12 protein-coding genes are annotated in these 15,195 nt (G+C 40.7%); 5 read left to right on the top strand and 7 right to left on the bottom strand.

Features of this window, described 5'->3' with window-relative positions:
- The first annotated feature begins 12 nt into the window (after positions 1-12).
- The 3 genes from ACSLUH_RS08130 to ACSLUH_RS08120 all read left to right on the top strand — a co-directional run bounded on the left by ACSLUH_RS08130 (position 13) and on the right by ACSLUH_RS08120 (position 2,970).
- Complete coding sequence (locus tag ACSLUH_RS08130; protein WP_448565816.1) at positions 13-1,476, top strand: aminoacyl-histidine dipeptidase; 1,464 nt, start codon at positions 13-15, stop codon at positions 1,474-1,476.
- A gap of 152 nt (positions 1,477-1,628) precedes the next feature.
- Positions 1,629-2,285 carry a response regulator gene (locus ACSLUH_RS08125; protein WP_448565814.1) on the top strand — a complete coding sequence of 219 codons (657 nt, stop codon included), beginning with the start codon at positions 1,629-1,631 and terminating at the stop codon, positions 2,283-2,285.
- A 334-nt stretch (positions 2,286-2,619) separates the two neighbouring features.
- The gene (locus ACSLUH_RS08120) at positions 2,620-2,970 is read left to right on the top strand and encodes a DUF3718 domain-containing protein (RefSeq protein WP_448565812.1); all 351 of its coding nucleotides are present in this window, start codon (positions 2,620-2,622) and stop codon (positions 2,968-2,970) included.
- 92 nt (positions 2,971-3,062) lie between these two features.
- Here ACSLUH_RS08120 and ACSLUH_RS08115 read toward each other — a convergent pair whose 3' ends face one another.
- The 4 genes from ACSLUH_RS08115 to ACSLUH_RS08100 form a co-directional block, all read right to left on the bottom strand.
- Positions 3,063-6,503 (bottom strand): hybrid sensor histidine kinase/response regulator, encoded by a 3,441-nt coding sequence (locus tag ACSLUH_RS08115; protein ID WP_448565810.1) that lies wholly within the window; start codon positions 6,501-6,503, stop codon positions 3,063-3,065.
- A gap of 86 nt (positions 6,504-6,589) precedes the next feature.
- On the bottom strand, positions 6,590-7,030 hold the full coding sequence (locus ACSLUH_RS08110) for a hypothetical protein (protein WP_448565809.1): 441 nt from the start codon (positions 7,028-7,030) through the stop codon (positions 6,590-6,592).
- Positions 7,031-7,094: 64 nt separating this feature from the next.
- The gene (locus tag ACSLUH_RS08105) at positions 7,095-8,834 is read right to left on the bottom strand and encodes a sodium:solute symporter family protein (RefSeq protein ID WP_448565808.1); all 1,740 of its coding nucleotides are present in this window, start codon (positions 8,832-8,834) and stop codon (positions 7,095-7,097) included.
- A 3-nt stretch (positions 8,835-8,837) separates the two neighbouring features.
- On the bottom strand, positions 8,838-9,086 hold the full coding sequence (locus ACSLUH_RS08100; RefSeq protein ID WP_448565806.1) for a DUF4212 domain-containing protein: 249 nt from the start codon (positions 9,084-9,086) through the stop codon (positions 8,838-8,840).
- A 287-nt stretch (positions 9,087-9,373) separates the two neighbouring features.
- Between ACSLUH_RS08100 and ACSLUH_RS08095 the strand changes: the two genes are divergently transcribed.
- Together ACSLUH_RS08095 and ACSLUH_RS08090 are read left to right on the top strand one after the other, a co-directional pair.
- On the top strand, positions 9,374-11,227 hold the full coding sequence (locus ACSLUH_RS08095) for a putative nucleotidyltransferase substrate binding domain-containing protein (RefSeq protein WP_448565805.1): 1,854 nt from the start codon (positions 9,374-9,376) through the stop codon (positions 11,225-11,227).
- Positions 11,228-11,234: 7 nt separating this feature from the next.
- Positions 11,235-11,933, top strand: coding sequence for an exonuclease domain-containing protein (locus tag ACSLUH_RS08090; protein ID WP_448565804.1), 699 nt, complete (start codon positions 11,235-11,237; stop codon positions 11,931-11,933).
- Here the strand turns inward: ACSLUH_RS08090 and ACSLUH_RS08085 are convergent.
- From ACSLUH_RS08085 to ACSLUH_RS08075, 3 genes are all read right to left on the bottom strand, one after another.
- Positions 11,930-14,203 carry an ABC transporter substrate-binding protein gene (locus tag ACSLUH_RS08085; protein ID WP_448565803.1) on the bottom strand — a complete coding sequence of 758 codons (2,274 nt, stop codon included), beginning with the start codon at positions 14,201-14,203 and terminating at the stop codon, positions 11,930-11,932. The two genes, ACSLUH_RS08090 and ACSLUH_RS08085, sit on opposite strands and share 4 nt — an antisense overlap.
- 290 nt (positions 14,204-14,493) lie before the next feature.
- Positions 14,494-14,745 (bottom strand): HP1242/YdcH family protein, encoded by a 252-nt coding sequence (locus tag ACSLUH_RS08080; protein ID WP_448565802.1) that lies wholly within the window; start codon positions 14,743-14,745, stop codon positions 14,494-14,496.
- A 9-nt stretch (positions 14,746-14,754) separates the two neighbouring features.
- Positions 14,755-15,069 (bottom strand): TraR/DksA family transcriptional regulator, encoded by a 315-nt coding sequence (locus ACSLUH_RS08075; protein ID WP_448565801.1) that lies wholly within the window; start codon positions 15,067-15,069, stop codon positions 14,755-14,757.
- Positions 15,070-15,195 lie beyond the last annotated feature (126 nt).

The following is a 15,195-nucleotide window of genomic DNA, read 5'->3' as shown; positions in this document are numbered from 1 at the left end:
TAAGGATTTCATGTGAGCACTTTAGCAAACCTTCAACCAAATACATTGTGGCAACTTTTTGAGCACATTTGTAGTATTCCTCACCCTTCAAAGCATGAACAAAAAATCTCTGCCTGGATCCAAACGTGGGCAAAAGAATTGGGGTTAGATGTCTCAGAAGATGAAGTTGGAAATCTTCGTATTGCTAAACCAGCGACTGAGGGCATGGAAAACAGGAAAGGTGTCATATTGCAAGCGCATATGGATATGGTGCCACAAAAAAACAATGATACTGTGCATGACTTTTTAACCGATCCAATTACCCCTTATATCGATGGCGAATGGGTTAAAGCTAAAGGCACCACCCTTGGCGCTGACAACGGTATCGGCCTTGCTTCTGCGTTAGCGGTACTTGCTAGTAATGATCTAAAACATGGTCCATTAGAGGTATTGGTCACCATTGATGAAGAAGCTGGTATGACCGGTGCATTTGGCCTCAAAGCGGGTTGGTTTCAAGGTGAAATACTCATCAACACCGACTCTGAGCAAGAAGGTGAAGTCTATATGGGTTGTGCCGGTGGTATTGATGGCAGTGCAAAGTTCTCATTGGAACTGCAAGCTGTGCCCGATAATTATCAGTCGTTTAACTTAAACTTATCTGGGTTAAAAGGTGGCCACTCTGGGGTCGACATTCATTTAGGTCGCGGTAATGCATGTCAATTGCTTAACCGTTTTTTATTACGCGCTATTAACTTGTTTGATTTGCATATCACCGATTTATCAGGTGGCAGTCTGCGTAACGCGATCCCAAGAGAAGCAGACGTCAGCTTTGTTATCGCACCAGAAGATGTTGAACCATTTAAGCAAGCGCTTAATGACTACGAACGCGCATTAAAACAAAACTTAGCGTCAGTAGAGCCTGATTTAACCTTTTTACTGATCTCACCAGAAACCTTTGATGAATGTTGGTCGATGGCCTGCCAAAAAAATATTCTTCACGCGCTTAATGCGTGTCCAAATGGGGTTGTTCGCATGAGTGATGATATAGAAGGTATTGTCGAATCGTCTTTAAACCTCGGCGTAATGCGTACTAAAGGTAATCGCTTTGAAGCATTAACCTTGATCCGCAGCCTTCATGACGATGGTCGTCAGGATGTTCAGGACACCGTTGCTTCAGTATTTACTTTAGCAAACGCAGACATCACCTTTTCTGGCGCTTACCCAGGTTGGAAACCCGATACCAGCTCTCCTATCATGGCGACGGTGCGTCACACATACGAAAAGCTATTTGGCAAGGTTCCAGAAATTATGGTAATTCATGCTGGATTAGAGTGTGGATTATTTAAAACGGCTTACCCAAATTGGGATATGGTGTCTTTTGGACCAACAATAAAGTTCCCACATTCACCCGATGAAATGGTCAATATAAAAACAGTTGACCAATATTGGCAGTTATTAGTAGCGGTACTTGAAGAGATCCCAACGAAGGCCGCCTAGGGCCGAAGTCTCTTCGCTAAAGGTCTGATTATCTTCCGTCAACGATGTATTGCAAACAACGTGAAGATCTTCAGCCCTTTTGCAACAACACTAGTGAACTTTTCTCCATTAACGGTATACTCTAGTGAATCGATTTTAATTAAGGTAACGTTATGATTCAGCCAGAAAAAATAATAATAGCTGATGATCACCCACTGTTTAGGCAAGCACTGTTAGACACCTTGAAGGGACAATTAACCGATACTTTGTGGATACAAGCGCAAACCATTGCCGAATTAGAGCAACAATTAACCGCCCATCAAGACGCTGATCTATTATTACTCGATTTAAATATTCCAGGCGCCCACGGTTTTAATACTTTAATTCATGTAAGAACCCATTACCCTCAAATCCCTGTGGTTGTCGTGTCTGCCCATGAAGAACATGACACCATCGCGAAGGCAATGGAATATGGCGCTTCGGGTTTTGTACCAAAGTCGAGCCCTGTCACACTGATCTTTTTAGCGATAGAACAGGTGTTAACGGGTAATATCTGGACACCTGAAAATTTCTTATCCGATACCAACACTCAAGATAGCGATATTGCCCAACGAGTTGCCAGCCTCACTCAACAACAATATAAAATTCTAATGATGTTTGCTCAAGGCATGTTGAATAAGCAAATCGCCTATGATCTTGACGTATCAGAAGCGACCATTAAAGCTCATGCTACTGCCATCTTTAGAAAACTTAACGTGCGCAACCGTACACAAGCTGTTATTGCCATTAGTCAATTGGATTTATCGGATAATCAATTCTCTGCAGAGTAAGCAAAACAGTCGATATAAGTTAACCCCAGCTCTGCATAAGGAATGCATTTCTAACGCCTATTTTTACCAACTTCTGCGTTATATTGTCGTGAAATAGCTGGCTATTCCTACAATAATACGCCTTGAATTAAGTAAAAAGTAGCCTGCTAGAAAGCGACAATAAACTTAAGCGGTTAATTTTATTACTTTCGTGCTATTTCTTATACAAACCTGAGGTTAAGTTAGTTAACTATTGTTGACGTTGATTTCTTGAGAAAACACACTTTTGCGACCACACTTAAGCCGAACGGGTCAAAAAATCAGAATGACTCACTGGTTTATTAAGGATAACAACATGAAAAAGTGGTTGATATTAAGCGCAATAGTGTTAACAGCAGCAGGCTATACGCCATCAAGCCAAGCATTTGACGAAGTGTCTTTGCGAATCTGTGAATACGTTGCCGCAAACGACAAAAATCGATTACGCAAATATTTAAAACAAAATAATTTGAAATTGCGTGCGGTCTACGCAGGTATTTTGTGCAATAACCAAAATCTCTTAGTATTTGCTGCTGCAAACTCTGCGTTAGAAACAGGTGATTTTATTATTGGTAAAATTCCAGCAAAAGAAGTCAGCAATCAAATCGCAGAAATTGCTAAATATTCAAAACATCTTGAAGAAGAAGCAAAAAAACGTATTGAGTAAAAAGTCTTATCAGTTTTAAGCAGCTTGCATTGGCTAAAACTCAATGCAAGCACTTCTTGATGATTAATTATTGTGACTAAAGAACGATGCTTTTACTCGTTGGCATATCGCGCCTTTAACGTTTGGGCGAGCATCGCCCCCATCATTGCTCTTAATGCCGCAGGTTTAACTAATTTCTTCATATAACCAACATCGGCTTGTTCAGTTTTTTCTTCAATATCTTGTTCGGTAGTCGCGGTAATTAAAATCGCTGGTAGGTAGTGATGACATTGCGCTCTTAGCTCTGCAATCAATGTCAGGCCATCATATTCATTGTCAAGTTGATAATCGACTAACAAGATTTCAATATCATCTTTATGACGCTGAAATAAGTTCTCAGCTTCTTCAAAAGAAGCCGCCGCTAACACGCGACATTGCCATGTTGATAAAAGCTCGACCATGCCAGCCAAAACATCTTCATCATTATCAATACACATTACAGTAACATCAGTCAGCCTAACGCTCACTGCCGGCTTTTCGATTGCGAGGTTACTACTAGGTTTTGCTTTGTTTAACGATAATTGAAATTTACAGCCCTTGTTTTGCTCTGATTTTAACGTTAGCGGGTGTGCTAAAATGGCCGATAAACTTTGGGTGATGTTTAAGCCTAACCCTAAACCACGTCCATTGCTCGCTGCGCCATTATTCAGTTGCGTAAACTGCTCAAAGACCAGATTTTGCTTATCCTTTGGAATACCGGGTCCATTATCAATAACGAAAATATCAACGTTGTCATTAATGACCCGTGCAGCAAGCAAAACTTTACCAGGGCTTGCATAACGAAATGCATTAGCCACCAAATTTTGAAGTATACGCCTTAACAAACTGCGATCTGATGTTACCCAAACATTGGTAGAAGAAACCCTAAATTCGATTTGTTGTTCAACGGTCGCTGCCGAAAACTCTTGCTCTAGCTCACGAAATAATAACGATAGCGGAAAAACCGTCAATTGCGGCTTGATATTACCACTTTCGATGCGCGCTATTTCTGCTAGTTCAGACAACAGGTCATTGGCAACTTTTAAAGAGCGATCAATATTATTTACTTGCCTTAACTGCTCATCGTTTAAATTTTCTTGACTGATCAAAGCACTGGTGAATAACCGAGCAGCTTCTAACGGTTGCATCAAATCATGACTGCAAGCCTTTAAATACAAACTTTTTTTGATATGAGCTTGCTCGGCTTTTTCTCTTGCCACCGCAAGCGCTTGGTTAGTTTGTGCTAACTTCTGCGTACGCTCCTGAATAATGGCTTCTAAATCGATATTGGTCGCTTTTAACATTTGTTCAGCTTGACGATAGGCGGTGATATCAGAAAATAACATGACAAAACCACCATCCGGCAGAGGATTGCCCTCAATTCGAATCACTTTACCGTCCTCTCGAACACGCTCAGAGCTATGTGAACTGCCATTGCGCAAATAAGCGAGTCGTTTACTGACTTGTTGCTCGATATCCCCTTTGCCCACTAAACCTCGAGAAACATTAAAGCGGATTAATTTTTCTATTGGGCAACCTTTATAGATCAATTCCTTAGGGTAGTTAAAAATATCAATATACTTTTTATTCCATGCCACCAAATTAAGATCTTGATCAACAATAGATATCCCTTCACTGGCATTCTCAATCGCACTCTGTAGCAAATTTTCACTGTATTGCTGACGCTGACTAGATGCTTCCTCAACCAATAGAGCTAATTCATCTAACGCAATATCTCGGCCATCAATAGCTGAAGAGATCACTAAACGAGCGCTTGAAGCCCCCATGACACTCGCGAGTGTTTTTTCGGTATGCTCTAGCAGTAACTGATTATAGGCAACATTCCCCAATGCCTTCTTGTTTGTCTGCCGTTGAAATTTTTGAAAACTATGCTTAGCTTTATCTTCACCTACAAACCGCGAAACCAATAGTTCTAACTCTCGGTGGTCAATATGACGATTAACCTTGGCCGCATAACGAGTTGGCGATTGCCAATCCAAAAATAGCGAAGCTTGGACTCGCTCTTGAACACTTTGACGACTAATTTGAGAAAGCGTCCACATAACGAAAATATTAGCCGCTAAACTCAATAGACTAGCCGTAGTGTTTGCAGGTAAGAAGCCATCCATGAAGAGTTGTTGATATAAGCCAAACTGAGGTAAAAAGTTAAGTAGTAGCCAAAGCATAAAACCAACGAGAATACCTCCGTATACTCCTGTCAATGTTGCTCTGCGCCAATAAAATGCAGCAATAAGTGCCGGCGTCAGCTGAGCAAAAGCGCCAAAGGCAACTTCGCCAAGTGAACTTAATGTATCTGGCGAGGCCAGCAGGAACACACTATAACCAAGCAAGATAACAAAAATAACCAACGTTTTTCGGATATTGAGGAGTCGCTGACGAAATTGCTCATAATCGCCTTGCTGCCCAGACTTGGCTCGAAATAGCATCGGAAAAATAATTTCATTACTTAACATGGTACTTAACGCAATTGCGGAAATAATGACCATTGAGCTAGCCGCTGATATCGCCCCAATAAAAGCAACCAAGGTCAGCCACGTTTGCCCCTGATGTGCAGGTAAGAAAAGCACGTAGGTATCTTTAGGCACACTATCACCAAGTAGTATGTCTCCCGCTAAACCTAACGGCGCAGCGAACAGAGCAAAAACCAATAAATACAATGGAAATATGTAGCGACTAAGCCAAGTATCTTTTTGATCTCTTAATTCCACAACCATCACTTGAAATTGCCGAGGTAAAGACAGAAAAGCTGCCATGACAATCACCAGCATTGCTAACATCGACATTATGTTTGAGAAATTAGTGTTTTGATATAACTGCTGGTTAGCACCAGATTGTTGCCAAATGGCGCTTGGCGAATCAAAAACGAAAAAGGTGACAAACAAACCAACCGCCAAAAACGCAATGATCTTAACGAGACTTTCAAAAGCGATCGCTAACATAACGCCAGGATGGCGCTCAGTAACATCGATATTTCTGATGCCAAAGACAATGGTAAAGCCAGCTAAAATAACACTAGTGATTAACCCCATTTGCCAATTGGTATCAGTAGTTTGCGTTTGCAGTTGACTTAACGAGTAGACAATTGCTTTTAATTGCAGCGCCAAGTAAGGCAAAGTTCCCACTAACGCTACGATAGTGACTAAAATGGCAAGATTATGTGATTTACCAAAACGAGCTGCCAATAAGTCAGCTAACGATGTTAGATTAAGCTTTAAACTGGTGCGAATAATTCTGCTAATAAATGGCCAAGCAAAGACAAATAAAATAATCGGCCCAAGATAGATCGGCAGATGAGAGAGAAAGTTACTGGACGCTTGCCCCGTCGTTCCTAAAAAGCTCCAAGACGTACAATATACGCCAAGTGTTAAGGCGTAAACGATTGCTTGGCTTTGTTTAGCTATTTTATGACGGTACTTATCACCAAGGTATGCAATTAAAAATAGCAAACCAATATAGCTAATGCTTATCGTTGCTAATTGCCAATTTTCAAACATAGGTGAGCCTACTAAGATGCCATGATACTAAAATAGCAAGGCTGAGAAAGTTTTGAAATAATTGATTTTATACCGAGTCATTAGTCTTATTTAACGGTTTGCGTATAAAACTCAGCGAAATATTTTCCACCTTTTATTTCGGCAATAAGACGTAACTTATACTTATCGCCCTTGTTACTCACAAATTGCGCAAGTGGCGTTTCCCGCTTCCAATAGTACGGACTGTCTTTCATTCCGAGTCGATAGGCAGTCGCTTGATTATTATTATCAACCAAAAATAACGTGGCTCTATCAAGAGGGAAGGTTGAATTTAGCGTGGTAACGGTATTTTCATGACTGAGATTAACCTCAAATTCTCCTGACTTAAGAATGCATTTTTGGTTAAAAACATCACAATGACCAAAAGGCGCAAGTTCCACTAATTTGGTTTCACTCGCTTTGGTTTCGAGATACATATCAGAAAGAATATAGCCACCTAACATCAAGATAGGGGCGATAAACATAGCTATTTTAGTATGACGATTCATATAAAACCTGTAGTAAAGAGCTTCGCCATTGCGAAGCTCTTGATTAAACCAATGAGTAACAGCATTAATGATCGTGAGCTGCCGCTATTTCACCATGTGGAGAGCGGAAGTTAGTGACCATATCCTGAATATGACTTGGCGCTGGGCCTGTTACTTTCATTACTGCAAATGCAACAGCAAAGTTTACGATAGCGCCAACAGCACCAAAGGCATTCGGTGAAATACCGAAGAACCAGTTTGCGCCCATATCACCAAGGAACGACGTACCCGGAATAAACATTATGCCTTTGTGTTGGAACACATATAACATAGTTACACCAATACCTGAACACATACCGGCAATTGCGGCTTTACTACTCATTTTTTTGGAGAAGATCCCCATCATCAGTGCAGGGAAAATCGAAGACGCCGCCAAACCAAAGGCCAACGCAACGGTCCCCGCAGCAAATCCGGGCGGATTTAACCCTAGGTAGCCAGCAACCAACACCGATAAGGTCATCACGATCCGTCCCGCCAAGAGTTCGTTTTTCTCCGACAGATCAGGGGTTAATACGCCTTTCATTAAATCGTGAGATATCGAGGATGAAATGGCTAACAATAATCCTGCGGCTGTTGATAACGCAGCAGCAAGCCCCCCCGCGGCAACAAGAGCAATCACCCAATTAGGTAGGTTAGCAATTGCCGGATTGGCCAATACCATAATATCACGGTCAACTTTAACCATTTCATTGGTCACAGTATCTGCTGTATATTGAATTTTGCCATCACCGTTTTTGTCTTCAAATTGCAATAAACCCGTTTTTTCCCAATCTTTAAACCATTGCGGACGTTCAGCATATTCTAGGTTTTGACCCGCCGCTGGTTCAATGGTATTCATTAAGTTGAATCGTGCCATTGCACCCACTGCAGGAGCAACGGTATATAGCAACGCAATAAATACTAATGCGTAACCGGCTGAAGAGCGTGCTGCTTGTACCGTCGGTACGGTGAAGAAACGCATGATAACATGAGGTAAGCCTGCAGTACCTATCATCAATGACATCGTATAAGCAAACATATCTAAGGTACCATTCATGTTAGCTGTGGTATATTCCTTAAAGCCTAAATCGGTAACAACCTGATCCAGTTTATCCAATAAATAGACACCACTGCCATCCGCTAATGTAGAGCCCAAACCAAGTTGCGGGATCGGATTACCCGTCAACTGCAAAGAAATAAATACCGCAGGAATGGTATAAGCAAATATCAACACACAGTACTGTGCGATTTGAGTGTAAGTGATCCCTTTCATGCCACCTAACACGGCGTAAACCCAAACGACGAACATACCTGCGTATAAGCCATAATCATACTCGATTTCTAAGAAGCGCGAGAACGCTACGCCAACGCCTTTCATTTGCCCAATGATGTAGGTTAACGAAGCGATGATTAAACATATTACCGCAACGATCCGAGCAGTTTTAGAATAAAAGCGATCGGCGATAAATTCTGGTACCGTAAACTTGCCATGTTTACGCATGTAAGGAGCAAGACACATTGCTAATAGAACATAACCGCCAGTCCAGCCCATTAAGAACACTGAACCGCCATACCCTAAAAACGCTATCAGGCCAGCCATCGAAATAAACGAGGCTGCACTCATCCAGTCAGCACCAATCGCCATACCATTTTGTATTGGTGTAACCCCGCCACCGGCAACATAAAAATCACTGGTAGATCCCGCTCTAGCCCACCAAGCGATAGCGAAATAAAGCGCGAAAGAGCCAAAAACGGCAATATAGGTATAGAGTTTTAACTCATCCATTTCTTACTCCTCCACATGGTATTTTTTGTCAAGTTCATTCATTTTTTTGGTATACCAAAAAATCAACCCGACAAAGGTGTAAATTGAGCCTTGTTGTGCAAACCAGAACCCCAGTTTGTACCCACCTAGACGAATGGCATTTAATGGTTCGACTAACAGCAACCCGAAACCAAATGACACTACAAACCAGATAGCAAGACAGATAAATATTAGGCGAAGGTTCTCTTGCCAATATGTCTTTTTGTCTTCCATTATTCTCTCCTAGCAAAGATAACTAAGCTGAGTGAAGTCACTCATTAGCAAAGCGTTTTATTGTATTTTTACGCTTTTTACCTGTTGTTTTTATTAGCAGAAATCACGTTTAACTGAGTGACACTTACCGATGTTCACCACAGAAAAACCATTTCAGCTGATATCAACACTATCAACGTTTTTAAAATCGAGGTATTCAACTTTAGTCTAGGGTTGGCAAATTCCATTGACTTTCATGGCTCATTTCAACTAAAACTGAAGAAAGCGTATCAGGACAGTGAACCCTAATGGATAATGAACTGAAGGAAATCGTCAACTTTATATCGACCATTCCCCCGTTTGAGCAATTACCCGTTCAACTGCAATCGACGATTGCCAAGAATTTATCAATCAGCTACTTACCGAAAGGAAAAGTGCTCGACATAACAGAGCAACAAACAGCAACGGTATATTTGATCCGCTCAGGAGTACTAGCGAGCAAAACGGCAAATGATGAATTAGTCACTATGTTTAGCGAAGGGGCCACCTTGTTGCCTGATGTATTCACTGCTCAGCAAAGTGATTCCAATAATATTATCACCTGTGCAGAAGAAGATACCTTGCTTTATCATCTACATTATTCAACGTTACAAACATTAGCTGCTGACTTTCCTATTGTGTGCGAATTTTTTGAGTTGTCTGCAGAGCAGCGACTGAGTCAACAAGTCAGCACGTTAAATGAACAAACAATAATCGCCTCATCTATGGTCAACAGCTCGGTTGCCGAGTGCTGCAAAGAAGGCATTGCAACTATTTCTCATCAGGTCAGCATTCAGCAAGCTGCCCAACAAATGAGTAAACTGGGGTATTCATCATTAGTCATCACGAATAATGAACGCCCAGTAGGTATTATTACCGACAAAGATATTCGTACTCGTTGTGTTGCACAGGGCTTGAGCTTTGAACAACCTGTTGAAGATATTATGACGGATAATATTGTCACTCTTACATCAGATGCCAGTGCTTTTGATGCTTTGATGTTAATGACAAGCAAAGAAATACATCATTTGCCGATCACCAAAGATAACAAGCTGTACGCGATGATAACCATTACGGATTTGATGAATTTTGAAAGCCAAAATGCGATTAATTTAACCCATATGATCCGCAAAGCACAAAATGTTGATGAGTTAATAAAATACTGCCAACTACTGCCTAAGCTGCAAGTTAAAATGACTTATCTTGGTACTACCGCCGAAAACATTGGCAAAAGTATCAGCGCGATAACGTCAGCGTTAACCGGTCGTTTAATCGAAATGGCGATTTCACAATTTGGCCAAGCACCAGTACCTTGGGCTTGGTTAGCGGCAGGGTCTCAAGCGCGGCGAGAGCAATATGTTCATTCTGATCAAGACAATGCAATAATTTTTGCCGACAGCGCCAGTGACGGAGATCGGCAATGGTTTTTTAACTTGGCGAAATTTGTTTCTGATCAACTGGCTAAATGTGGGTTTATTTATTGTCCTGGTAACATCATGGCAACCAATGAAAAGTGGTGTCAACCTCAGAATGTCTGGCATCGTTACTTTAACCAATGGGTTAACCAACCGAAACCTCAAGCATTGCTCAATAGCAGTATATTTTTTGATTTAACCACTATTTATGGTGATGAAAGCTTGTTAGCAGAGGTTAGGCAAAAAATGCTAGCGAAAACCCGCACCAATACGTTATTTCTTGCACACCTAACCCGCAATGCCTTGATGCTAAAACCACCGCTTGGCTTTTTCAAGGACTTTGTGTTGATTGCAAGCGGCGAGCACAAATCAACCTTAGATCTCAAACATACGGGTATTGCTCCTATCGTCGACTTAGCGCGAATTTATGCGTTAAGTGAAGGTATTGAAGCAACAAACACCATCGAAAGACTAAAACAAGCTAGTGGCAGTTCATCACTAACCTCTGCCTCAGCCAAAAATCTGATTGACGCCTATCAGTTTCTCGGTTTATTAAGAATGAAACATCAAGCACAACTATTGCAACAAGGAAAACAACCTAATAATTACCTCAACCCTAAGCAGCTATCGAAGCTGGAACGCGAACACTTAAAAGATGCGTTTAAAGTGATAAAAACCCTGCAAGATAGCCGACAATCGGTTTATTAGTGCCGGTATGACTCATTATCTCCCACTACTTCATTGGCTCAATGGTTATGAAGTTTCGCGTAAAAGGGCGTTAGCCAAAGCACCAGAAGGCGCATTAAAGCATTATTTATCAAGGCCTTTGCCCTCGCCAAAGCGTTTGATAGATACATTACCACTACTCGCCGTCGACTTTGAAACAACAGGACTAGACGCTATCAACGACAAATTGTTGAGTATTGGTTGTGTTTCAATAAACCAGAAAAAAATAGACCTAAGCTCCTGTTATCATCAAGTGATAAATACTCGACAGGCATTACAAGAGCGTAATGTGGTAATACATAAAATCACTGATCAACAGCAAGCCACAGGTTGTTCACTAAAGCATGCGATAGACTCCTTATTACATGCGCTGACAGGAAAAATCATGTTGGTGCACTTTGCCCGAATAGAACAGCAATTTTTAAAACAAGCCTGTATTGAACTTTATGGTATGGCACCACCTTTGGCGGTTGTTGATACCTTAGTGGTAGCACAGCGTCGCATGCACCGACGTGATATTGGCTATGATCCAAGCGCTTTACAATTGAGCAACCTGCGAGAACAGTATCATTTGCCCTATTATAGTGCCCACAATGCCCTCAACGACGCTATCGCCACGGCAGAGCTATATTTAGCGCAAACGGCTAATATGTCAAAGACTGCGACACTGTCAGATTTGCTCTACTAATCACTGGCAGTTAAGTACTCCGCCAAAATACCATACAACGCCGCTTTATCAATCGGCTTACCAATATGACCATTAAAGCCATTATTTAAATATTGCTCGACCTCATGTTTTAAAACATTCGCCGTAGCGGCGATAATAATGACGTCAGTATTATGTTTTCTTATCTGCTGACAAGCCTGATTACCATCCATTTCCGGCATTTGAATATCCATCAGGATCAAATCAGGAGCTAATTCCAACGTTTTATTGATGGCTTGCACGCCATTTTCAACCAAGACTAAATTAGCTTTGGTTACCTCGAGCATTTTCTTTAAAATGGTTTGGTTAACCCGATTATCTTCCGCCACCAGTATAGTGCGGTCGCTTAAATCCAAATTAAAGTGGGCTTTGTTAGTAATATCTTGTAACCGCTTTGACTTCTCTAAAGGAATCGTCACCAAAAATTCACTGCCGATCCCGAGTGAACTATTCACCGATATTTTACCCTTCATCAGGTTAATCAAGGTTTGGCAAATCGACATTCCAAGGCCTGTGCCACCATACTTTCGCGTTGTCGAAACATCCCCTTGTTCAAACTGATTGAAGAGTTTTTCAAGTGCGAGATCATCCATGCCAATACCAGTATCTTTGACACTGAAAATAAGCCCTTCACCGAGCTTATCTTCAACACAACGTAAGCTGACTTGACCTTGTTCGGTAAACTTCAATGCGTTTGATAATAAATTTAACAATATTTGCCGGATACGGGTAACATCACCAAGCCAATACTGGTGGACATGTTCATCAATTTCAAAGTTCAAGTTGACTTCTGACGGTTTCTTATAGGTATCGGTATATTCTTTTAATTCTTTTACTAATTCGGTTAAATCAAAAACGGTTTTATCAAGTTCAAGTTTACCTGCTTCTATCTTTGAAAAATCAAGGACATCATTAACGATATTTAATAAGTTTTGACTCGATGAAAGTGCATGGTCAACAAGTTCAGTCGCATTATCATTGAGTTGCTCTTGTTGAAGTAATTGCAATGACCCATAAATACCATTAAGGGGCGTTCTAATTTCGTGGCTGATATTGGCAACAAACAAACTCTTCGCCTTGTTGGCAACTTCCGCCAATTGCTTCGCCTGATTAAGCTGAGCATTCTTCTCATCCAAGGCTTTTAAATTTTCAGTCAAATCATCGTTGAGCTGCTTTAATTTGAGTGTTTTAAATTTGACACGCTTGCGCAACTGATAGTTAAAGCTCATGGTTATCATCAATAGTATTGCAACAATCAACACGCCATAAATCAATAACTGATAATTTAAAAAAGTCCCTTTTGTTAAATAATCTTCTAAGAAAAAGCCTTTTAGGGGCACATTTTGTTTGGCAAGTCCAACATCAACATAAATTTGGGCGATACGAAAAAAGCGATTTTGATAGGTTGTGCCAATAGGCATGGTTTGCGACTGAATCAAGGGTGCGGTTTTTTGGGCCTCAAATAGCAAAGAACTCAATTCTTTTTCACTATCGTACTTACTGATGATTAACTCTACGATTTCTTCTGGATGAGCTAAGGCATATTCCCAACCTCTAATACTTGCATCAACAAAGGCCTGCGCTCTTTCTGGGTTTTCTTCGACATACTCTTGAGTAGAAAAAATCAAATCGCCATAAAAATCAATCCCATAGCTTGCCGGGTCGATCAAAGTAACATCAATATTCTGACTCAAATAAAACTGCGGTTGATTAGTACTGTATACCGAAAAAGCATCGACATCTTCCTCTATCAACCGGTCATCGTTAAAGGTAAATGGCACATAAGTAAACTGATCTTGCCGGATACCTAAAGCGGCAAACATCGCGGTTATAGACGCGCCATCAATCGTTTTTTGATAGCTAACGCGCTTGCCAATTAAATCTTCAGCGGTTCTTATTCCTGACGATTTTAATGCCATTAATACTAAGGGACTGTGTTGAAAAATTGCCGATAATACGACGACAGGCTTTCCCTGCATACGTTGTAAGACAATACTCGAGTCAGCGATGCCAAAGGTAGCACGACGAGTTAACACATCTTGAACAGGGCTTGTTAACGGATTCCTTGCTCTGATTTCAACATTAAAACCCGCGTCTTGATAAAAGCCTTTTTCTTTCGCTGCATAGTAGCCGGCAAATTGGAATTGATGTTTCCACTTTAATTGCAACACCACTTCTTCGTTAGCAAAGGATGGCGGCAAGTAAGCAACAAACAATATCAATAATAGCGTTAAGTATTTGATAATAACCACTAGTAATCATTCGTTAGAGCGTTAATATTAATAGTATGTCAGTTGGGTATTTTCGCAACTAAACTGATGAGAAAATTACCTCTAGGATCTTTTGGTGCTCTCTATTGTAAACCTGTCTCTTAGTAGTGCAGCAGGCAATATAATAACTCAATAATGATAGGCTAAATTTACCACAGGTTTGTAAAAGAAAAAGCACCAATATCCGTTCGTCAATGGATATTGGTGCTTTGTCGCTGATAAATATCAAACCAATTCATCAACGTTTAGACTAAGTTCATATACGCTTTTGTCTACGCTGTTGCTTGTTCTTTTTTTAACATAACAAACAGTTGATCTTTTAAGCTTAACCTTTGTTTTTTAAGACCTTCTAAATACTCATCTGTCGTATTTTCAACGCCTTGTTCGATACGATGCACTTCATGATCAACCTGATGATACTCTTTAAATAACTTAGCAAAATGGTTGTCACTGGTTTTTAATTGATGAATTTCCTTCTCAAATTCCGGGAATTCGTGGTGTAAATCATGTTTCTCTATTGTCATGTTATTCTCCTAATTGGCGCAATTAATACAGGTATCGGTATAAGGCAATGCCATTAAACGCTCTTTACTGATGGTTTCCTGACACTGACAACAAATACCATAGTTGCCTTGTTCAATTCTTTGCAATGCATCACTGACTAACTTCAACTCAACTTTTGCCTCATGATGAATTTCATCGAGAACCTCATCATTCTCACGTTCTGTTGTTTGTTCAGAAAAATCAGCAGAACGCCCTTTTTTAAAATCTGCTTCTATCGCTGAAATACGAGTGACTAGCTGTTCTTTTTTATTTTCTAAGGTGGTTATTAATTCTTGAGCAGTCATGGCTATCTCCTTTAGATTTAGCGACATTATCGCCAGCTTCTTGCTACTAAGTATTGATCTAGCGCAAGGATGGCGCCAACTTTAGACAATAAAAAAGAGAGCCTAAGCTCTCTTTTTTATCCATTC

It is taken from the genome of Thalassotalea ganghwensis, from assembly GCF_053485795.1.
The sequence above is the reverse complement of the archived record's forward strand: the minus strand, read 5'-3'. Positions and strand labels throughout refer to the sequence as shown.